Here is a 20,076-nt window from a genome sequence, read left to right on the forward strand (position 1 = left end):
ATTGTGATCGGTATTGCAGTCTATTATATAGACAAAAACTAACCAAAAATGTTTCATTTGAAAACCAAACGAAAGAATACTTTCGGTTCGATGACTATTATTGTTTTATCCCGGAATCAGTCCTTATCCACCTTTTCAACGAAAATTGATACCAAAAAACCGAAAGCCCTTTGTTTTCAACCATTGAGTACAAGGTTTTATTTCAGCAAGTGATAAAGATCACAACTTTAAGATTAGATGTGCAAATCCTGATAAAATCCAGGACTGAAAGCTCTCGCTGTAATTTAAGGAAACGACACAAATGACAAAACGATTTTCGGTGCTGACTGGCAGTCTGCTGCTTGCTGCTTCTCTCGGCGCTCAAGCCACAAATACACCCGCTCAGCCCCATCTGACAAATACTGTTGATAAGACCATACACTCCCTGATGCAGGAATATGACATTCCAGGAATGGCGATTGCAGTAACGTTCCGCGGTCAACATTTTTTCTATCAATACGGTGACTCATCAAAAGAGGACAACACGCCGGTCACTAAAGAGACAATCTTTGAATTAGGTTCGGTCAGCAAAACCTTTACCGGCAGCCTGATTTCCTGGGCACAGGTGACGGGAGCCATTTCCCTCTCGGATAAGGCCAGCCAGCATTTTCAACCGCTAGCAGGCAGCACCTTTGACAACATCAACCTGCTGAATATTGCCACCTATACTGCGGGCGGCCTGCCGTTACAATTCCCTGATGAGATCGACAGCAATAGCAAAATGGTAGACTGGTTCCAGCACTGGCAGCCAAAGTACACGCCCGGAACCTACCGCCAGTACTCCAATCCCAGTATTGGCCTGGCAGGCTATATCGTTGCCCAACGCCTTGAAAAACCTTATTCAATACTGGTGAAAAACCAGATCCTTTCACCGCTTGGTCTGCACCATACCTGGTTTAACGTGCCCGAGCAGGAGATGAAAAACTATGCATTGGGTTATTCAAAAGAGAATAAACCGATTCGCATAAACCCGGGCGTGCTGGATGAGGAAGCCTATGGCCTGAAAGCCAGTGCACAGGATCTGATCGGCTTCGTTGATGCGAATATCGATCCTTCCCGCGTAGGTGACAACAAGCTGGCGCAAGCCATTCAGGCAACCCATACTGGCTATTACCGGGTGGGTGAGATGACGCAAGGACTGGGCTGGGAGCTTTATCACTGGCCCGTTACCCTTGAGCAGGTACTGAGTGGCAACTCTGCGGAGATCGCTTATCAGGCCAACAAAACCACGGAACTATCACCGCCAGAGCCGCCAACGGATGCGCTTTTTATTAATAAAACCGGTTCCACCAATGGTTTCGGCGCGTATGTTGCGTTTGTGCCGCAAGAGCAAATGGGTATTGTGCTGCTGGCCAACAAAAACTATCCCAACGAGGCACGTATCAAAGCGGCCTGGCAAATCCTCAAGGCACTGAAATAACGCGCAAGTGGCGTTAAATACGGTGTCTTTAAACCGTGTCTGTTAGCAGCGATAACGCCTCCCCAGGAGGCATTATCCATGACATATCGAGTCATGAAGCCAGTAAGGCTTCCAAACCAGCGGTCACCGACTCCATACGGTGACCACCTGAGTGCTCAATCACATAACGCTTGCCCACCTGGGAGCAGGCATCCAGCCCCCAAATGCCATGTTCGACCTTCTGACTCAGCGGATCATTACTGGTATTGATGTGGGTGACGTTAGCACTATCCAACTTGTCGGCTAACCGATCCCGCAATCCCACATGCAATCCCATACTATTGAATACGGTGACCTTGATCCCATGTTTGATGCCCGCATATTGCGCCAGCCCGCCGCCCAAGGAATGGCCCAGAACCTCAACCTTATTGCCATATTGTTTAGTAAAGGCTTTAACCAAACGGTCTGCATCCTGAAACGCGCTGTCCTTGATCCCCAAAGCCGCGCAGACATCACTTTTTATCGTACCAGGACGCTTAGTTGGCTGGGTGCCCACAAAGGAAAGCACCACGGTATCGTCACGTTTGTAAACAGCGACCTTGAGCGCAGACCAGGCATCTCCTTTAAGGATTAAAGGATCATTCTTCCCCTTGCCAGGACGAACACGCAGGGTTAACTTCTTGCCGGTCCCGCCACTCCCATCCTCCCGGCGAGCCAGTATTGAAGACGGGATATCAGCCAAAGTGGCATGACTGTAACCTGTCGGCATATCCCGATAACTACTGGAGCAACTGATTCTCGCCAATCGGGCCGTATCCATCACTGCTCTGGCTTCTGCAACATTCAACGGCTCTTGCTCTGCTTTGGCTACAAACGCTGGTTTGATGAATACTTTGGCAGTATTCAGCCATTTCTCGGCACGCATTCTAGCCTGTAAGCGATCAGACACACTGGGCGGTAGATACGAGATGCCCTTCATAACCGCTCCAGCCAACCCCAAAGCTGAGGATACCAACAAACGCCCCGTGAATTCCGCCAGGTTTTTAACTCCGGCAACACCGACCGAAATCGCACCACTTATTACACTACTAGCACCGCCCATGATATTGGCCAATCCCTTAATAATGGCCCCAGTCCAGTAACGTGCCTTACCTTTAGCACTTTGCGCATGGGAGTCATATCCTCTCTGTATGGCAGTACCAATCCTGCGAGCTGGGGCATTCAGAGTCAGATATTTCAGTGTGGTAGTCAGCACCTTGCCTAATGACACCTTTGTATCGAGGCCAGTACTGGTGTAATGGGAGGCAAGATGATGATGAACATTATGATGCCTTTTATCCGTTAACTCCTGAATACAGCGTTCTGTTGATGACAATTTGGCAGCGCCGATTTGAATGTTTTGATTGAGCAATGTTTTTTCATTACGTGCTTTTGGAAATAATTTTTTTTCCGCCTGATTAAGGGTTTCTGTGATCTTCTTGTCTTTTAATTTAAAAATGTCTGAGTTCTGCCTCTTAAATTCTTCGACACTTTTCGTAATGTTTTTGTAATATTGTAAAGAGATATTATCTGGAAAATTTTTCATCCCTTTTATTAGTTTTTCCAGGCATGAGATTTTTACTTTTCCTGCTTCGTTTACTTTTTTAAAAGTTTTATCAACGGTAGATTCACATAATAAATGCAACATCGTTACTCTGTTAGTAAACATGTCCGTATTCCTTTAAATAACTCATTGGATTTATAATCAGTATTTTAAATAAGACCCCAAAACCGCGCCACATATCACACCACAATAATTACATTAATAACAATAAGTTAAATAAATATGCAGCAGAATCATGAAACGTTATTTAATTATTTTATTAAACATCCATACCTAATTTTTACACTCTATTTACCAAATTTCCTCTTAATCTATTTCTCTAATAATGTTTTTAACAAATGTATAGAAGATAGAATTTCTGTCATTTATCGCACTTATGGAACAGAAAAAACAGTACTCTGAGTGTTTTCTGTTTTTGTTTCATAATAATCTCACGCATATATTAATTCAAAACCACAATATATCTCCTTATTTCAATAGATAATTATATCAATATCGTGTAGATATTTCCGTTTACTAGTTGTGATTATTTTGGATTTTTCGTGAAAATGACTTGCTCCTTGGATTAGATATCTGTGATTGTATGTACACAGCCTTATCCGGACACATCTCGGCATTAGTCCTTAAACGCAGGAGTTTTTGTTTGTTATCACAGAATCGGCAACTATTATTTTGCTTTTCTCATCTGGAGAAGAGCCATAGATTTATCCGGTACTTTGTCGGAGATCTGAGCGCAGCAGATAACAGACTGCGCTCAGATCACCTAAAAATTCACTAAATTTGTTAGCTTTCTTACAGATTTAGTTGATTAATTTGCACAACCTGTTTTTCCTGCACATCATGTAAGCTATTGTGTTTATAATTAATAACAAAAATTATGATTAGAATTGCACTTATTGACGACCACGTCGTTGTCCGTTCCGGCTTTGCCCAATTACTGACTCTTGAGAATGATCTTGAAATCGCCGGACAATATGGCAGCGCCAACGAAGCCTGGCTGGATTTACTCCGGAACCCTATTGATGTTGCGGTGATGGATATCGCAATGCCGGATGAAAGTGGTTTGCATCTGCTCACCCGGTTACGGCAAAAACGGCCTGATTTCCGTACCATTATTCTCAGTATTTATGACACCACAGCATTTGTACAAAGTGCGCTGGACGCCGGGGCTTGCGGCTATCTCACCAAACGATGCGGCCCGGAAGAGTTGGTGCAGGCAGTACGCTCCGTCCATAAAGGCGGTTGTTATCTGTGTGCTGATGCGCTGAAAGCACTGCGTCAGACACCACAAGATATTAAAGCGCTGCGAGTTCTGACCCTCAGAGAACGGGAAATATTTGATCTGCTTATCAATGGCATCAATGTTAAAACTATCGCAGAGCAACTCAGCCTCAGCCCCAAAACCGTTCATGTTCATCGGGCCAACATTCTTGGCAAATTACAGTGCGATAGCACTATCGATCTGGTTCATTACGCCCTGCAACACCAGATTCTAACGGGGAACCCATGAACGTTGGATTACGATTTAGCCTGTTATCACTGTTTTTGCTGATTTTCTATTCACTGAGCTGGCTTGCTCTGTGGACCATCAGTTTCTACCTGAATGATAACGGGCAACAAGCCACACTGCTTCTGCCACAAGGATTACGGCTGGCACTGTTTATTCTACTGGGCCGTCGCTACCTGCCAACCTTATTAGTCACCGAAGTTGTCATCTTACTATGGCTCGGCAGTGAACAGCTTATTACTGACAATATCATTCTGTTATCGCCATTTCTCAGCCTGATACCCACTGTTATGGTCCAGCGGATCTGGTGGCGCTATACCTTGTATTGGCAACGGCTCTCTATTCTGCTGGCAGGCGTCGCCACCAACAGTGTATTACAGGCAACCTGTTTGGGATTGACTCTGACCGCCGGAGCCAATCACTTACTTCTTACCTCACTAACGGGTGGTGTTTTGCTGTCACCTTTTGTTTATCTGATCTATGAATATCTGCGTCAGCAACAGTTGAGAAATATGCTGGATTCTGACTATTCTGATCCACAGTTACGTACTTCCCTGCTGATGTGGTGCTGCCTGTTCTGCTTACTCGGGCTGAGTGCCCAGATCTTTATATCACCAGAAATTGAGAGTCTTTTGGTGATACTGATATTTATCCCCAATGTATTTATGGCCTATCGTTATGGCTGGCAAGGTGGCGTACTGGCTGCTTTATTGGGCAGTCTAATGATCACGTCAGCCTGGCAATTCAACGGGGCTTTTGACGATTTAGGTGAACTGGAAATGTTCCTGACCATTCAAGCGCTATTGGGAATCGGACTTGGGATAGCTATCAGCCGTCAGCAGCAACTCGCCGAAAACCTACAACGCTATCGTGAACGACTGGAGCAGGAACTGACCGCCCGCCATATCCTGATGAAGAAGCTAGTTCATACAGAAGAGGATGTCTGTAAAAGTATTGCCCGCGAGTTACATGATGAAATTGGTCAGAATATTACTGCCATTCAGATTCAGGCAACATTGGTAAAACGGACTGCCACTTCCCCAGCAACAGAAATGATCGCAGAGCAGATCAATCATCTTGCTCAACAAATTCATCAATCCACCCGTCAATTACTGCGCCAATTGCGGCCTCCGGTTCTGGAAGAGATGTCTTTAGAAAAAGCACTCCACCATCTGATCAATGAGTTCGCCTTCAAACAGCAGGATATTGATTGCCAGTTGAATTACCTGCTCACTCAAAATCCAGCGAATGAAACGGTGGTTTTTACCCTTTATCGTCTGGTTCAGGAATTGCTGAACAATATCAGTAAACATGCTAACGCTAGCCGAATCAATATTACGTTGCGACAACGCAGAGATGTGATTGAACTCAGAATCAGTGATAACGGAATCGGTATCACTGAAGATAAAAAGCAAAGCGGCTTTGGTCTTCAAGGCATTGAAGAACGTATCCGGGCACTAGGCGGAGACTGGCAGTTAAGCAATGATAACGGCACACGCATAATTGTTAACCTGCCCACAAATTTTGATGAAAATTAGATGTAACTAAGAATTATTCTTAGTTACCTAAAACCTTACCCCATCCATTTTGATTAATTTTTCTTTACATTCTCTTTTCATGGAGGAATCGCGCATGCCAGCCACCAGCCAGGAACAGATCTCACAACACTATCGCTACTGGCGTAGCCGTTTGCTGATTTCCATGATCATTGGCTATGCCGCATTTTATCTGACGCGAAAAAGCTTCAATTTTGTCATGCCAGTTATGCAGTTGGAATTAGGACTCGATAAAGGAGATATCGGCTGGATAACCAGTCTGTTTTATCTGGCTTACGGCGGCTCAAAATTTGTTTCCGGTATATTTCATGATCGCACCGGCTATCGCTGGTTTATGGGTGCCGGATTAATGATGACTGGTGCATTGAACATTATGTTCGCTTTTTGCTCATCATTTTCTGCCCTACTGATCATCTGGACACTGAACGGCTTCTTTCAGGGCTGGGGATGGCCCCCTTGTGCAAGATTACTGACACACTGGTACTCCCGCAATGAACGAGGCTTTTGGTGGGGATGCTGGAATATCTCCATCAATATTGTCGGCATCACAATCCCGATGTTGTCAGCTTTTCTGGCAACAACTTACAGCTGGCAAGCTGCTTTGATGATGCCTGGAATTATCGGTATTTTACTGGGTATCTGGCTCTGCTATCAGCTATGCGACATCCCACAGCAACAAGGTTTACCCAGTATAGGGCGCTGGCGACAGGATTTACTGGAACTTCGGCACGAACAGCTATCGCCGCCCATGCCGATGATGCAGATACTGCGAGATACGATTCTGATTAACAAAACTATCTGGCTGTTGGGGTTCTCCTACATTCTGGTCTACCTCATCAGAATGGCGATTAATGACTGGGGGAATCTGTGGTTGTCAGAAATACATGGCGCTAATCTGCTCAGTGCCAATGCAACACTTTCACTGTTTGAACTCGGTGGTTTGGTAGGAGCACTCTTCTCTGGTTGTGGATCGGATTTACTGTTCCGTGGTCAGCGCGCTCCAATGATCCTTCTCTTCGCTCTGGGATTATTTATCTCTGTTACCGCATTGTGGCTAACCCCCATACATCACTATGCACTATTAGCAGTCTGTTTTTTCAGCATTGGTTTTTTTGTTTTTGGCCCGCAAATGCTGATTGGGTTGGCGGCAACAGAATATTGCCATAAACAAGCCGCCGGCACGGTCACTGGTTATTTGGGATTGTACGCCTATTTGGGCGCTGCAATGGCAGGCTGGCCATTGAGCCAGGTGGTTGCACACTACGGGTGGTCAGGAATATTTGCTCTGCTCACCGTCGCATCCGCCATGATGGGTTTGCTATTAATGCCTCTGTTAATGGCAGACATTAGTAAAAGGGAACATATGGCAGGGATAACATTGCCATTTTCCAATGATAAGAAGATCTGAATAAAAAGGACAAAATAATGAAACTGAAACCTCTCTCTACACTCATTGCAACAGGTCTGGTCCTTGCTGCATTGACCAGTAATGTTCAGGCCGCTGGCCGTTTGATCGTTTATTGCAGTGCAACTAACGCCTTATGCGAAGCTGAAACCAGAGCATTCGGTGAAAAATACAATGTAAAAACAACTTTTGTCCGCAATGGTTCAGGTAGCACCCTGGCAAAGATTGAGGCAGAAAAACGTAATCCACAGGCTGACGTTTGGTATGGCGGTACACTGGACCCACATTCTCAGGCGGGTGAAATGGATCTGCTAACCGCCTATAAATCCCCTAATCTGACACAAATCATGCCGCAGTTTCGCGATCCCGCCAAACGTAAAGGCAACTACACCTCTGCGGTTTACGTCGGTATTCTTGGCTATGGCGTCAATACCGAACGTCTGAAAGAGAAAAAGATCCCGATCCCAACCTGCTGGAAAGATCTGACCAAACCGATATATAAAGGTGAAATTCAAATTGCTGACCCTCAAAGCTCCGGTACGGCTTACACCGCACTGGCAACTTTTGTCCAGTTATGGGGCAAAGATCAGGCATTTGATTACTTGAAAAAACTGAACGCCAACATCTCTCAGTACACCAAATCCGGTGTCGCCCCTGCACGCAACGCCGCTCGTGGTGAATCTGCAATTGGCATCGGTTTCCTGCATGATTACTCATTGGAAGTCGAAAATGGCGCACCACTGAAACTTATCGCACCATGTGAAAGTACAGGCTATGAAATCGGTGGTGTCAGTATCATCAAAAATGCCCGCAATATGGACAACGCTAAGCTGTTCGTTGATTGGGTACTATCCAAAGAAGCACAAGAACTTAGCTGGAAAAAAGGTAAAGCCTATCAAATCCTGACCAATACCACAGCGAAAGCTTCTCCTCTGGCACTTAAATTGTCCGATCTAAAATTGATCAATTATGACATGGACAAATTCGGCGCCAGTGATGTGCGTAAAGAGTTAATCACCAAATGGGTGACAGAAGTGAAAATGGCTAAATAAGGTCAATCAAGGGCGGATCACTCCGCCCTTAGAAACTATCCATCAGGCTTATTCGATTTTTCCACATGAATAACGCCTGCGGGGATAAATTCTTACTGCTGCTATCTCACGATAATAATAAAAAAGAGGGAAATTATGTCTCACACTTTTATTTTGCCTATCAGACAGAAGCGGGATGCTGTGTTCTGGTGGATTGCCCTGGCGTGGTTGTCTTTCGCCCTTTTACCATCATGGAGCCTGGACTACGGCCTCTTCGATTCTACTCAAGATGAAATTCTCTCCTCCTATGGCTGGAACGGATTAAACCTTAGCTTACTGTGGTTCCTGTTACCGTCAGTACTGCTGCTGCGCCCACTGATACCAGCAAACTGTAATCAGCGTAACCGCCACTATTTCGATGCGGGTTATGCCTTATTATGTGCCTTGTTGGTCATTATCAGTGCGGCCCTTATCGGACGTGGACTAGGCTACTCTACAATTATCCTGTTTATCTCACTAGGCGCGATTATCACTCTGGCCCTGACTCGCCTTGAATGGCTAGGAGGGGACAGTTTTGTCATTGGCTCACTGGTCACCGTTGTTGCCCTGATCGGCGTATTTATTCTTTATCCAAGTATCGCCATTTTTATTCCGATGTTTACCGATGATGCCGGTCAGTTTGCTCCGTTCGCTTTTATATCGATACTGGAGCAGCCACATATTATTCAGGTTATCACGAACTCTATTTTGCTCTCTGTGTCCGTTGCTATAGGCTGTACTTTCTTTGGTCTGGTGCTGGCAATTTACACCTCCAGAATTGCCCGCCGCTCCGCTATTATTGGCCGGGTATTCTCTATTTTGCCCATCGTCACACCACCCTTTGTTGTTGGTTTAGGTGTCACATTGATGATGGGCCGCTCCGGTTACATTACTGAGTTTATGGCAACCTGGCTCGGCCTGACCAACACCAATTGGCTGTATGGTTTTACCGGTATCTGGCTGGCTCAGGTACTGGCTTTTACGCCAATGGCATTTATGATCCTTGATGGTGCCATCAAAACCATCCATCCCTCGCAGGAAGAAGCCTCCTATACCTTGCGCGCCAATCGTTATCAGACTTTTTTTAATGTATTCATACCACTGCTGAAACCAGCACTGGCGAACGCTTTCCTGATTGTGATTGTTCAATCACTAGCAGATTTTAGTAACCCACTGGTGCTGGGGGGTAGTTTTGATGTACTGGCAACTCAAATTTATTTCTATATCACCGGCTCTCAACTTGACTATCAAGCTGCTAGTACTCTCGGCGCTTCGCTTCTGGTTTTCTCTCTGCTGATATTCTGCGTCCAGTATATGTGGATTGGTAAACGCTCCTATGTCACAGTTTCCGGCAAATCCTATCGTGGTGATGTACAACCGTTGCCAAATTCGCTGGTTTGGGGTGTCTGTACCATCCTGTTTATCTGGGTTGTATTCAACATTCTGTTATACGGCAGCATCTTCTACGGCAGTTTCACCGTCAACTGGGGAGTAGATTACACCCTGACTTTGGACAACTTTATTAAGCTGTTCGGTCAAGGAATGCATGACGGCGCATGGCCTTCATTACTGGATACCCTGCTCTACGCCGGTATCGCTGCCCCCATCACCGCGATCTTGGGTTTGCTGATTGCTTATATTGTTGTGCGGCAGGAATTCCGTGGTAAGAAAACTATTGAATTCACTACCATGCTGTGCTTTGCCGTACCAGGCACGGTTGCAGGGGTTTCCTACATTCTGGCCTTCAATGATTCACCTTTTTATCTCACCGGAACCGCAGCTATTGTCATCATCTCCATGACTATGCGAAACGTACCGGTAGGTATCCGTGCCGGTATTGCCGGTCTTGGGCAGATTGACAAATCATTGGATGAAGCCTCGCTGAGCCTGCGAGCCGGATCGATGAGAACCATTTTCCATATTCTGTTGCCGCTACTGCGCCCGGCAATTCTATCAGCACTGATTTACAGCTTTGTCCGTGCCATTACCACCGTCAGCGCTATTGTATTCTTAGTCACACCTGATACCCGTGTAGCAACCGCTTATATTCTGAACCGGGTGGAAGATGGTGAATATGGGGTTGCTATCGCTTATGGCTCTATCCTGATTGTGGTCATGCTGGCCATTATTTTCCTATTTGACTATTTGATTGGTGAAGCTCGGGTTTCTCGTTCTAAAGCCAAAAATGCACAGTAATCACGGAGTAAGGACATGACACAACAAAATTTTGTCGAACTGAAAAATGTAACTAAACGGTTCGGTAGCAACACCGTGATCGATAATCTGGAGCTATCTATCCCGCAAGGGCATATGGTCACACTGTTGGGGCCGTCTGGTTGCGGTAAAACCACCGTATTGCGTTTAGTTGCCGGGCTGGAAAAACCCAGCGAAGGCAAAATTTTCATTGATGGTGAAAACGTTACAGATCGTTCTATTCAGCAACGAGATATCTGTATGGTATTCCAGTCCTACGCCCTGTTTCCGCATATGTCGCTGGGAGAAAATATTGGCTACGGTTTAAAAATGCTGGGGAGACCTAAAGCGGAGATACGTGAACGGGTTAAGGAAGCACTGGAATTGGTCGATCTGGATGGTTTTGAAGATCGTTATGTTGATCAAATCTCCGGCGGACAACAACAGCGTATTGCCCTTGCTCGCGCCTTAATCCTTAAGCCCAAAGTACTGCTTTTCGATGAACCACTGAGTAACCTTGATGCTAACCTACGCCGCAGTATGCGTGAGAAAATCCGCGAATTACAGCAACAATTTAACATCACCTCGCTATATGTTACTCATGATCAAAGTGAAGCATTTGCGGTTTCCGATACCGTGTTGGTGATGAATAAAGGCAAAATCATGCAAATTGGCGCACCACAAACGCTATATCGCCAGCCAGCATCTGAGTTTATGGCGAGTTTCATGGGAGATGCCAATATCTTTCCTGCGACTTTGGGCGCTGACTATGTGGAAATTTTCCATTATCGCCTGCCACGACCGGAAAACTTTACCAGCACTCAACAATCAGTAACGGTAGGTGTCAGGCCAGAAGCTGTGACTCTAAGTCATCACGGGCATGCAAGCCAGCTCTGCACCATCAGCCATGTGGCTTACATGGGGCCACAATATGAAGTGACTGTAGACTGGCAAGATCAAACTTTGCTACTACAAATCAATGCCACCCAATTGCAACCTAATGTTGGCGATAATTACTATCTGGAAATTCATCCATTTGGGATGTTTATTTTGGCAGAGAAAAGTAACTGTTAATTTGATTGTAAAAAACCCTGACTTTCAGATCAGAAGGCCGCCATACGGCGGCCTTGGCCCTCAAGAATGCTTTTCGATTACCAAATTCTGGTCGCTCACACCGATGTATTGGCTTGGCTTAAAGAACCCGTGTTCATAATTTTCTTTGCTAGTATTAATAGTATTATTAACCTTGGCAGACCTGATTAAATAAGAGGAGTAAGCGCGTGGAATGGGTGATTGGTGGAATAATTTTATTGTTGATTCTTGGCGCGATCTTTAAACCAAGTAGATGTGATATTTGTAATGTTAATTTCAAAAGAAAATATTACACGTGGGAAATTGAAGGTAAAAAACAGCATTTATGTCCTAACTGTAATAGCAAAATGGACAGAAAAATTAGCTCTAGAAAATTTAAAGATAGGTTTGGTTAATTATTCAATATATTATTTTTTTCAGCCACCTAAGTGATTTTCGACACAAACCAACCAAATGACACCAGCAGATACTGACGTCACTTTTTATAGGTTTATTGCTGAAAGTGACGTCATAAAAAATCCATAATCGGACCCGCATATCATCGTATACAGGGATATTTTGCATAGGGATCACCATCAATTAGATGAAATATAAACAAAATATCCACTATAAAATAATTCGTCAATAATAAGACGTTGTTACTCAACAATTTATCATAGATAACTATAACTCAGAGTCTCTGTACGCCTGATTAATAATGGCTTTTGCCATCCATTTAGTGATTTCAATAACTTTTGCGTCATCCATATGCCAGATATCTTTCATCACCAAAAAAACTTCGGAACCATAAATCAGGGAAAAAGAACGAATGACGTTTTCCAGAGTGTCCGGTGGAAAATGCCTTTTTAATGGTTCAACAACCATCGAAAGGATCTCTTTACGGTGCCCACGAACCAATTTCTTTTCCTGTTTATCCTCAGATGAACGCCCCTGAGCCCATTGCTGTAATGAAACTAAAAGAGCGGCTCTCAATGCACCTTCATGTTGGAACATCCGGGGATAGGCAAAATCCAATAATTCAATAATCCGCTCCTCCGTATTTTCACTAGAAGGCTTCCAAGTGAGGATCGGCCCAAGGCTAGCACTAACGATTGCATCAATTAAATCGCTTTGCGTCGGAAAATAGCGGTATGCCGTTGCTCTGGAAACCCCTGCATGTATTGCCAATTCGGAAACTGAAGGTATCGCTCTCTGCTCAAAAAGTTCCAATGCAGCATTTATCAGCAATGTATAAGTTTTTTTCCGAGTACCAGTAAAATGAGGTTTAGTATTCGAGTCCATCATTGCCACAACTCTTTCACAATAAGATTCTCTATATCAGCGTATGGTTAAAATATTTTTTCGACATCATCACTCTACTTAATTACCTACAAAACGCCCAAATTGATTCAATTTATTTACAAATAAAATGAGATGATAGTCTCAATTTGATGATATAACAGTGATACTCAAGTCTCATATTGACTATAATCTGTCCATAAGTTAGTCGCCAGCACCAAGGGAAACATTCATAATTATAATGAAAAATAACCACGGCTATATTTATATTGCCACCATTTTTGATACCAAGAGTGCAGAAATCTTCTACGTCAGGGATCTGATAGAAAAAACTGGCCTTGCCGTTCGCACTGTGGACTTGACGACTAAACCTGGCCCACTGGAAAGAGGCGCGGATATTACTTCACTAACAGTAGCAGAGCATCATCCACAAGGCAAAGAAGCCGTTTTCTGTGGTGATCGGGGTAAAGCAATTTCCGCAATGGCAATTGCCTTTAAAACTTTTTTATCAAGACAAACTGATATTTTAGCTATTCTGGGGCTAGGGGGTTCTGGTGGGACAGCCCTGATTACACCCGCCATGCAGTCTTTACCTATAGGTATACCAAAACTTATGGTTTCTACCATGGCTTCCGGTAATGTTTCTGGGTATGTTGGGGTTAGTGATATCGCTATGCTGTATTCAGTCACTGATGTATCTGGCCTTAACCGTATCTCTCGTCAGGTATTAAAAAATGCGGCCAACCAAATTGCTGGCGCAGTTTATTTTCATGAAGAGAGCAATATCGAAGATAAGCCTGCTATTGGCCTGACAATGTTTGGTGTGACAACACCTTGTATACAGTTGCTGACCAAAGAGCTGGAACAGCAATATGACTGTTTGGTTTTCCATGCAACCGGCAGCGGTGGCAAAACCATGGAAAAACTGGCCGAAAGTCGCTTACTTAACAGTCTGCTTGATATAACCACAACTGAAGTCTGTGACTATTTATTTGGCGGTATTCTGGCCTGTGATGTTGACCGATTGAGTGCAATAGCCCGCACAAAAATACCTTATATTGGTTCTTGCGGGGCGTTAGATATGGTGAATTTTGGTCATCCGAATACTATTCCGGGACACTATAAAAACAGACAATTTTACCGTCATAATCCCCATGTAACATTAATGCGCACCACACCAGAAGAGAATTATCAAATGGGAATTTGGATCGCTGAAAAACTTAATCAGTGCGAAGGAAAAGTGAAATTTATTATTCCTGAAGGTGGTTTTTCTGCTCTGGATATTGAAGATGGACCATTCTGGAACCCTGAAGCGACTCAAGCATTTATCAACGCTTTCGAGTCTACATTTATAGAAATAGAAAATAGACAACTGATTAAAAGTTCTCATCACGTGAATTCATCTGAATTTTGCCAACAAGTGATCAGCGAATATCAGCAAATGATGAATTCAGTTGTATAGATAGTCCAGAATTGAAACAGGAGGAAAACTTAATGAACCAAAATACTGACGATAATGCCAGTACAGAAGCGGTATTGACACTGAAAGATTATGTACAACTAATTAATGACTAGGCAAAAAGTTGCCAAAATAGGGCATTCTGATGCTATTGTTCTATTAGCCGCGATTTCTACGGCACGTCTGTCGAGTAATCGCACTAAAAGAGTAAAAGTAGCCAAATACTCGTGTTCCAAAGGGAAGCCACAAGAACTTCCTGTTAATAATCGAGTCATAACATATTGGAAGATAACAAACTAAATTAAAATATAAATATACCTGCTTTGTTTTCTTCCTTTCGGAGCATATTTCCGTCAACACCAGGCTCCTGCGGCCCCCACCGCAGGAGTTTTTTTATGGATATACAGGCAATTAAAACTTGATAAGATATGGATAGTGGCATTCAGTACACCAAACAGCAGAATCAAAACTCAGGAATAGCGTATGGATCAAAATGAACCTTATTGGAATCGTATGGTTCCAGAACTTACCGTTACTAATTTTTCTCTATCTCTGGATTTTTACCAAAGAATTCTCGGCTTCCGGTTACTTATTCGTCGAGATAAACCAGACTTTGCATATTTAGAATTAGGCGAAGCACAACTCATGCTTGAAGCACTACATGATGATGGCTGGAACATAGCACCATTAAATTATCCTCTAGGAAGAGGGGTGAATTTTCAGATTGAAGTCGATGATTTGACTCCTTTATTGAACAGCTTAAAAGCTAATTCGATAAAACTATACCGAGAAGTTAAAGATAATCATTATCATATTAATGAAGTACTGGCATGCCAACGAGAATTTCTGGTGCAAGATCCCGATGGTTATCTACTACGATTCAGCCAATTTATAGAAAATATAATGACATATTGAACATAATATTCTGCTACACCGGATAATCTCCTCACTTTTTCCAATATATAATATTTCGCTTCGCTCTCAATGAGAATTTAGGGGAGAATTCCGCAGTTTTGTTAAAACTCCCCAATTTAGTCTCATCGGATTACAAGCAATCAGCCAAATAATCAAATATCCCAAGAGTAACACCAGGAAATGAACTGGCGATGGCAAAGTTAAAACATAGGGTCAACAATAGATTCAGTGCCCTCCTGTTATCAACCCTACATTTTCTTATTAAATATTCTCATATTTAGCGATAATCATGTCTCTTGCGTATAATGTACTTATTTTCTCTTCTGTACCAGATTCGATTATATCAACAGGTGAAAAAAAGGCGCCTTTTAACCAAATGTTTTTTCTTAGCCAAAGAAGAGTATCTTCGTAGTTTAAATCACCTATTTTTTTATATATCTGTGATGCATATATATAACCGAGCATATAGCATGGGAAATAACCAAAAAAACCTGCGGCCCAATGGATATCCTGCATACATCCATTTTTATGATCTTTCCCTGAACTTATACCTAATAATTTAAGAGAAAGTTCATCCCATAATTCAGGTATATCATTAACCGTTATATTTTTATTAATCAAATCTTTCTCAATTAAATAACGTAAATAAATATGCTGCAAGTAATGTATTTCATCTGTATTTATCCTGGTTTCATTAGGTTTTAATTGCAGCAAGTGTTTTCTTATACTACTAGCTGATATATTTAATCCGTATTTCACTGTTTTTTTTGATAAATAATTAATAAAAGAATCAGAATAACCATAACACATTTCAAAGAATAAACTCTGACTTTCATGTATTCCAATAGAACAAGGATAAGATACAGGCATGCCTAAAAATTCATTAGGAAGATTCCTTTCATATAGAGAGTGTCCAAATTCATGTAAAGAAGCATAGATTCCACCCATGAAATTAGAATCTGAATATCTATTCGTGATTCTTATATCATCTCTGGTTCCACCACAAAAAGGATGAGCGCTGACATCTAATCTCCCTCTGGAAAAATCAAATCCTAGTTCAGAAAGCATCTCTTTATTTATCTTTATTTGCGTTCTAATTGGAATTTTCTGATTTACATTCCTATTTAATGAGTTTGATTTAAACCGTTCTGCTAAACCAGGTAGCCACATCTGAATCTCTTCAAAAAGATTATCTAACATATCCGTCTTCATCATTGGCTCATACTCGTTCAATAATGATTCATAGGGGCTGGTACCTGAAGCTTCAGATAAAATATCGGCTTTTTCTCTTATTAATTCGACTAATTGTGTCAAATCTTTTGAAAACCCTTGCCAATTATTTATTTCTTTATTTTTAACCCATGAATATTCACACTGACAGGTAATCTTCTTTATTTCTTTTACTAAGGAAATAGGAAGTAGTCGCTTTTGTTCAATTTCCTTTTTAGCCGAGAGAAGAGCCATTATTGTGATATTATCCAGATTATCATCTAAGAGTAATTTTTCTACCGCATCAAAAATAACTTGTGATGTCTTTTTTTCATGAATAATTAATTCTGCCTCTGAAAGCGCTTCTGCCCTTGCTAAGAAGCTATTCTCAGGCATCATAGTAGTTTGATCCCAATAACATATATCCATCAAATGTTCGATATTATATATTGAACGATAGTATTCTTTTATATCAGATAATTCCCTCATTTCTTTTTCCCTATAAATGCTATTATGACACTGGAAAATATAAACAACATGCCAATAAACATATTGCGAGTTATTGATTCATTTAGAAAATAATAGGATATCAACACACTAAATATAGGCGATATAAGTGCAGAATAAGCGGTTAACTCTGCGCCACCACGTTCTATCATGTAAAACCATAAAATATAAACAAGAACACCACTCGCTATCCCCATATATAGAATAGGTATAAAAATATGGGTAACTGCCTGAAAAAACTCACCATTAAAATTAAATATATTAAGGTTTGTAGATAAAAATGGCGTTATAATTATCATTAATAAAAATGAAACAATATTTTGATATAAAACCTTGGAAAATATATCTAACTGAGTGGGTATTTTTTCTGATAAAAAAGTTCCTAATGCCCATGCGAAGGCACTGACTAATATGATGCACTCACCAAAGCTTATTTCTCTTAAGGATATGAATATCAAAACGCCTAATATACAAAGTATAGACACAGTAATTGATCTAAAACTGATTCTTCTGCTACTTATCATTGTCAGAAAAGAGGTAATAGCAGGCATTGTGTATATAAGCACAGATGCTTTCACAGAATCTGTATATTTTAGTGATATGTTATTTAAAACAGGCACCAAGAAAACATTTAAAATACCCAGAGGTATACAAAATAACAGATCATAAAAATTCGGTTTTTTTTTATATAAAATCAAAACCAGAAAAATCAATATTAATACGGATGTAATCGTTGAGTAAAAACGAAAAGGCCATACCCCAATTTGCTCAATAGCTATTTTTGAAATAGGGAATCCGCCTCCCCATAACATTGCTATTAGGATTGCGGAAGAAAGTACTTTTTTATTTCTAGTCATATCTAACCACCAAGGCCATTCTCCTTTTTTTACTCTCAGCGGTCACCATAGACACAAAATGAGGTATTTCCTTTTCACTGGTATCGAAAATCAATGTCGTCAAATTATATGGAACTAATGTATCCGTGATAAATTTACGCTCATTATCCAGAATAACCGTTAATCCTCCATGGTTTGGATTCCAATTATCAGTCAAATTTATTACTATGCCAAAACTTTCTCCCGGGTCACAATGCGTCGTTAAAAAATCTCCTTTATCAAATCTGTTTAAATATAATAAAGCCATTTTCTTTATCTCTCTGCCTGTTATTGATGTAAGAAATGACTTGAATTTTTCGCTATCTACTATGTTTTTTATCTCAGAAAAACAGGTTATTTTTTCACTCCTGTCATTATCAGGAAGTCGCCTGAAAGAAAATGAAAAAATACCATTATTATAATCTTCAATTGAAATTGATTTTTCCCTTTCAATTTCCTCTATACTATTCTCACTCAAATAAAAATCATGCTCTCCATACCTATTCTTTATAATATAAGACCACGCACTGTCACTAATTGAATTAAAATTATCTGAAAAAAAAGCAAACTCAGGAAAAAATTCATCTATTGAAAAACTCACATAGCCTTTATTCTTAAATGCTGAGTACAGATCTTTAATTTTCATCAAATATGTACTCCTCTCTGGTTTTAAAATCTCTAAGCGAGATATAAAGCTTTTTACCGACAAGAGCAGGTTCATCATATCCAGTGATTATTTTTACTACCTGATCAGCAACCAACCCAGACATTGCAGCTAATGATGGTGCACTTTGCCAGGGCACGAGCATACTTTGACTGCTATTCATCCAAAGAAAACTCTTGCCCGATAATCATCACACCAACTCGCTTTTTTAAGCTTGTTCCTTTGACTCGGTGCTCCGCAATCGCATTGTTTGACCAGATTCAGGACGATACGACGGAATAATGCCAGATTTTCAACGGCACCATCCAGGACAATTCGTGAATCGTCTTCTTTAAAGACCACATCAAGAATATAGTGCTGGCTATTTTCAATCCGCCAATGCTGACGAATGTAATATCCCAATGATTTATGCCTGGGCGAAAGGGAACTCACATAATAAGACGTGTCCACCGTTCCTTTGCCATTTTGTGTCCGGTGACGTTCTACTGCGATAATGCTACGAATGGTCGGCCATTTCTCTATTAATTCTGGCGTGAATTGAGGCTTTAACTGAAACACATAACGCTCTTCACGCCGGCCATGGGCTTCTTGCTTGACTTCCGTGATAATTTTTTCTTTACCGGCATCAAACACCGCCTGAAATTGCGATTGGACGGCTTCCCACAGATGAGGCTGATTTTTCTTCACCTGAACCACAACATGGGCTTTCTTTTCGCTGATTTTTTCCAGCGTTTGGCGCTGACAATGCAAGGCATCCAGTGTGACGATACTGCCTTTCAGGTCAAGGATATCCAACATCTGCCGCACAATACTGATTTCCCCGTTTTTCGTGGCGGTGGCTTTCTGGCTCAGGACTAATCCTTGCTCCGTATCATATGCAGTGACCAGTTGGACGGCGTTTTTCTTTTCATTACGGTAGGCGTGTCGCAGCACTTTTCCATCGAAGGCAATGACCGGTTTCCCTCCCTGTTCACGTTGTTCATTGATCCAGTTGAGTAAAGCCTCCAACAGCGAATCAAGTTCAATAGCGCGCACGATCCTGGCAACCGTGTGTCGGCGTGGTATTCCATTGGGAAAGGGGCGATATTTTTTCAGCCACTTAATTTTGGCTCGACCATAAGTTTCAATATCTTGCCAACCTTCAGCGCCAGCCAGAATGGCGCTGATGACAAGAAAAATAACATCAATCAGCTCGTATTGACGATTGATGTCAGAACGAGTTTCTTTCACAACGGTTAAATGTTCAATCAGGGTTTGGTTCGGATTCATGGGCGAGTATTAAAAAGAAAAATAAGGATAATTAGA

General features: G+C 41.9%; 17 protein-coding genes and 1 pseudogene. 10 read left to right on the forward strand and 8 right to left on the reverse strand.

Features of this window, described 5'->3' with window-relative positions; translation table 11 throughout:
• Positions 1 to 301: 301 nt before the first annotated feature.
• Positions 302 to 1,459: a class C beta-lactamase gene (gene ampC / locus AM629_RS02725; RefSeq protein ID WP_054475921.1), complete on the forward strand. Its 1,158-nt coding sequence runs from the start codon at positions 302 to 304 to the stop codon at positions 1,457 to 1,459.
• Positions 1,460 to 1,550: 91 nt separating this feature from the next.
• Here the strand turns inward: ampC and AM629_RS02730 are convergent, their stop codons facing one another.
• On the reverse strand, positions 1,551 to 3,146 hold the full coding sequence (locus AM629_RS02730) for a Tle-like phospholipase domain-containing protein (protein WP_152911961.1): 1,596 nt from the start codon (positions 3,144 to 3,146) through the stop codon (positions 1,551 to 1,553).
• A 772-nt stretch (positions 3,147 to 3,918) separates the two neighbouring features.
• Here AM629_RS02730 and AM629_RS02735 point away from each other — a divergent pair.
• From AM629_RS02735 to AM629_RS02765, 7 genes are all read left to right on the forward strand, one after another.
• Entirely contained in the window at positions 3,919 to 4,551 is a 633-nt protein-coding gene (locus AM629_RS02735; protein WP_054475923.1) for a response regulator, read from the forward strand.
• Positions 4,548 to 6,086 (forward strand): MASE1 domain-containing sensor histidine kinase, encoded by a 1,539-nt coding sequence (locus AM629_RS02740; protein WP_054475925.1) that lies wholly within the window; start codon positions 4,548 to 4,550, stop codon positions 6,084 to 6,086. Before AM629_RS02735 ends, AM629_RS02740 begins: the two co-directional genes overlap by 4 nt.
• A 94-nt stretch (positions 6,087 to 6,180) precedes the next feature.
• Positions 6,181 to 7,512: an MFS transporter family glucose-6-phosphate receptor UhpC gene (gene uhpC / locus AM629_RS02745; protein WP_054475927.1), complete on the forward strand. Its 1,332-nt coding sequence runs from the start codon at positions 6,181 to 6,183 to the stop codon at positions 7,510 to 7,512.
• Between the two features lie 17 nt (positions 7,513 to 7,529).
• A complete protein-coding gene (locus tag AM629_RS02750; RefSeq protein ID WP_054475929.1) occupies positions 7,530 to 8,561 on the forward strand; it encodes an ABC transporter substrate-binding protein in 1,032 nt (343 codons plus the stop codon).
• 135 nt (positions 8,562 to 8,696) lie between these two features.
• On the forward strand, positions 8,697 to 10,775 hold the full coding sequence (locus AM629_RS02755) for an ABC transporter permease (RefSeq protein ID WP_054475931.1): 2,079 nt from the start codon (positions 8,697 to 8,699) through the stop codon (positions 10,773 to 10,775).
• A gap of 15 nt (positions 10,776 to 10,790) precedes the next feature.
• A complete protein-coding gene (gene fbpC, locus AM629_RS02760) occupies positions 10,791 to 11,846 on the forward strand; it encodes a ferric ABC transporter ATP-binding protein (RefSeq protein WP_054475934.1) in 1,056 nt (351 codons plus the stop codon).
• 206 nt (positions 11,847 to 12,052) lie between these two features.
• Positions 12,053 to 12,259 (forward strand): hypothetical protein, encoded by a 207-nt coding sequence (locus tag AM629_RS02765; protein WP_054475936.1) that lies wholly within the window; start codon positions 12,053 to 12,055, stop codon positions 12,257 to 12,259.
• A 268-nt stretch (positions 12,260 to 12,527) separates the two neighbouring features.
• On the opposite strand, the gene AM629_RS02770 is transcribed toward AM629_RS02765, so the two are convergent.
• Positions 12,528 to 13,148: a TetR/AcrR family transcriptional regulator gene (locus AM629_RS02770; protein WP_054475938.1), complete on the reverse strand. Its 621-nt coding sequence runs from the start codon at positions 13,146 to 13,148 to the stop codon at positions 12,528 to 12,530.
• A gap of 235 nt (positions 13,149 to 13,383) precedes the next feature.
• On the opposite strand from AM629_RS02770, the gene AM629_RS02775 reads away from it, so the two are divergent.
• Together AM629_RS02775 and AM629_RS02780 are read left to right on the forward strand one after the other, a co-directional pair.
• Positions 13,384 to 14,604 (forward strand): Tm-1-like ATP-binding domain-containing protein, encoded by a 1,221-nt coding sequence (locus tag AM629_RS02775; protein ID WP_054475940.1) that lies wholly within the window; start codon positions 13,384 to 13,386, stop codon positions 14,602 to 14,604.
• 480 nt (positions 14,605 to 15,084) lie between these two features.
• Positions 15,085 to 15,516, forward strand: coding sequence for a bleomycin resistance protein (locus AM629_RS02780; RefSeq protein ID WP_054475942.1), 432 nt, complete (start codon positions 15,085 to 15,087; stop codon positions 15,514 to 15,516).
• 139 nt (positions 15,517 to 15,655) lie between these two features.
• On the opposite strand, the pseudogene AM629_RS23195 reads toward AM629_RS02780, so the two are convergent.
• The 6 genes and pseudogenes from AM629_RS23195 to AM629_RS02805 form a co-directional block, all read right to left on the reverse strand.
• Positions 15,656 to 15,757: pseudogene (locus tag AM629_RS23195) on the reverse strand (aromatic amino acid transport family protein); the annotation flags it as partial.
• A 20-nt stretch (positions 15,758 to 15,777) separates the two neighbouring features.
• Complete coding sequence (locus AM629_RS02785; RefSeq protein WP_054475943.1) at positions 15,778 to 17,214, reverse strand: carboxypeptidase M32; 1,437 nt, start codon at positions 17,212 to 17,214, stop codon at positions 15,778 to 15,780.
• Positions 17,211 to 18,089: a DMT family transporter gene (locus AM629_RS02790; protein WP_054475944.1), complete on the reverse strand. Its 879-nt coding sequence runs from the start codon at positions 18,087 to 18,089 to the stop codon at positions 17,211 to 17,213. The genes AM629_RS02785 and AM629_RS02790 overlap by 4 nt, the downstream gene beginning before the upstream one ends.
• Complete coding sequence (locus AM629_RS02795) at positions 18,082 to 18,753, reverse strand: 2OG-Fe(II) oxygenase family protein (protein ID WP_054475945.1); 672 nt, start codon at positions 18,751 to 18,753, stop codon at positions 18,082 to 18,084. The genes AM629_RS02790 and AM629_RS02795 overlap by 8 nt, the downstream gene beginning before the upstream one ends.
• Positions 18,743 to 18,934 carry a hypothetical protein gene (locus AM629_RS02800; protein ID WP_054475946.1) on the reverse strand — a complete coding sequence of 64 codons (192 nt, stop codon included), beginning with the start codon at positions 18,932 to 18,934 and terminating at the stop codon, positions 18,743 to 18,745. The genes AM629_RS02795 and AM629_RS02800 overlap by 11 nt, the downstream gene beginning before the upstream one ends.
• Positions 18,931 to 20,040 carry an ISAs1 family transposase gene (locus tag AM629_RS02805; RefSeq protein ID WP_054475947.1) on the reverse strand — a complete coding sequence of 370 codons (1,110 nt, stop codon included), beginning with the start codon at positions 20,038 to 20,040 and terminating at the stop codon, positions 18,931 to 18,933. The genes AM629_RS02800 and AM629_RS02805 overlap by 4 nt, the downstream gene beginning before the upstream one ends.
• Between the last annotated feature and the right edge of the window lie 36 nt (positions 20,041 to 20,076).

The organism is Photorhabdus heterorhabditis (assembly GCF_001280945.1).
Classification (GTDB): domain Bacteria; phylum Pseudomonadota; class Gammaproteobacteria; order Enterobacterales; family Enterobacteriaceae; genus Photorhabdus; species Photorhabdus heterorhabditis.

Excerpts from the sequence above, each read along its gene's own strand:
- ampC (WP_054475921.1), top strand. The coding sequence starts at position 302 with ATGACAAAACGATTTTCGGTGCTGACTGGCAGTCTGCTGCTTGCTGCT.
- AM629_RS02730 (WP_152911961.1), bottom strand. The coding sequence starts at position 3,146 with ATGTTTACTAACAGAGTAACGATGTTGCATTTATTATGTGAATCTACC.
- AM629_RS02735 (WP_054475923.1), top strand. The coding sequence starts at position 3,919 with ATGATTAGAATTGCACTTATTGACGACCACGTCGTTGTCCGTTCCGGC.
- AM629_RS02740 (WP_054475925.1), top strand. The coding sequence starts at position 4,548 with ATGAACGTTGGATTACGATTTAGCCTGTTATCACTGTTTTTGCTGATT.
- uhpC (WP_054475927.1), top strand. The coding sequence starts at position 6,181 with ATGCCAGCCACCAGCCAGGAACAGATCTCACAACACTATCGCTACTGG.
- AM629_RS02750 (WP_054475929.1), top strand. The coding sequence starts at position 7,530 with ATGAAACTGAAACCTCTCTCTACACTCATTGCAACAGGTCTGGTCCTT.
- AM629_RS02755 (WP_054475931.1), top strand. The coding sequence starts at position 8,697 with ATGTCTCACACTTTTATTTTGCCTATCAGACAGAAGCGGGATGCTGTG.
- fbpC (WP_054475934.1), top strand. The coding sequence starts at position 10,791 with ATGACACAACAAAATTTTGTCGAACTGAAAAATGTAACTAAACGGTTC.
- AM629_RS02770 (WP_054475938.1), bottom strand. The coding sequence starts at position 13,148 with ATGATGGACTCGAATACTAAACCTCATTTTACTGGTACTCGGAAAAAA.
- AM629_RS02775 (WP_054475940.1), top strand. The coding sequence starts at position 13,384 with ATGAAAAATAACCACGGCTATATTTATATTGCCACCATTTTTGATACC.
- AM629_RS02780 (WP_054475942.1), top strand. The coding sequence starts at position 15,085 with ATGGATCAAAATGAACCTTATTGGAATCGTATGGTTCCAGAACTTACC.
- AM629_RS02785 (WP_054475943.1), bottom strand. The coding sequence starts at position 17,214 with ATGAGGGAATTATCTGATATAAAAGAATACTATCGTTCAATATATAAT.
- AM629_RS02790 (WP_054475944.1), bottom strand. The coding sequence starts at position 18,089 with ATGACTAGAAATAAAAAAGTACTTTCTTCCGCAATCCTAATAGCAATG.
- AM629_RS02795 (WP_054475945.1), bottom strand. The coding sequence starts at position 18,753 with ATGAAAATTAAAGATCTGTACTCAGCATTTAAGAATAAAGGCTATGTG.
- AM629_RS02800 (WP_054475946.1), bottom strand. The coding sequence starts at position 18,934 with ATGAATAGCAGTCAAAGTATGCTCGTGCCCTGGCAAAGTGCACCATCA.
- AM629_RS02805 (WP_054475947.1), bottom strand. The coding sequence starts at position 20,040 with ATGAATCCGAACCAAACCCTGATTGAACATTTAACCGTTGTGAAAGAA.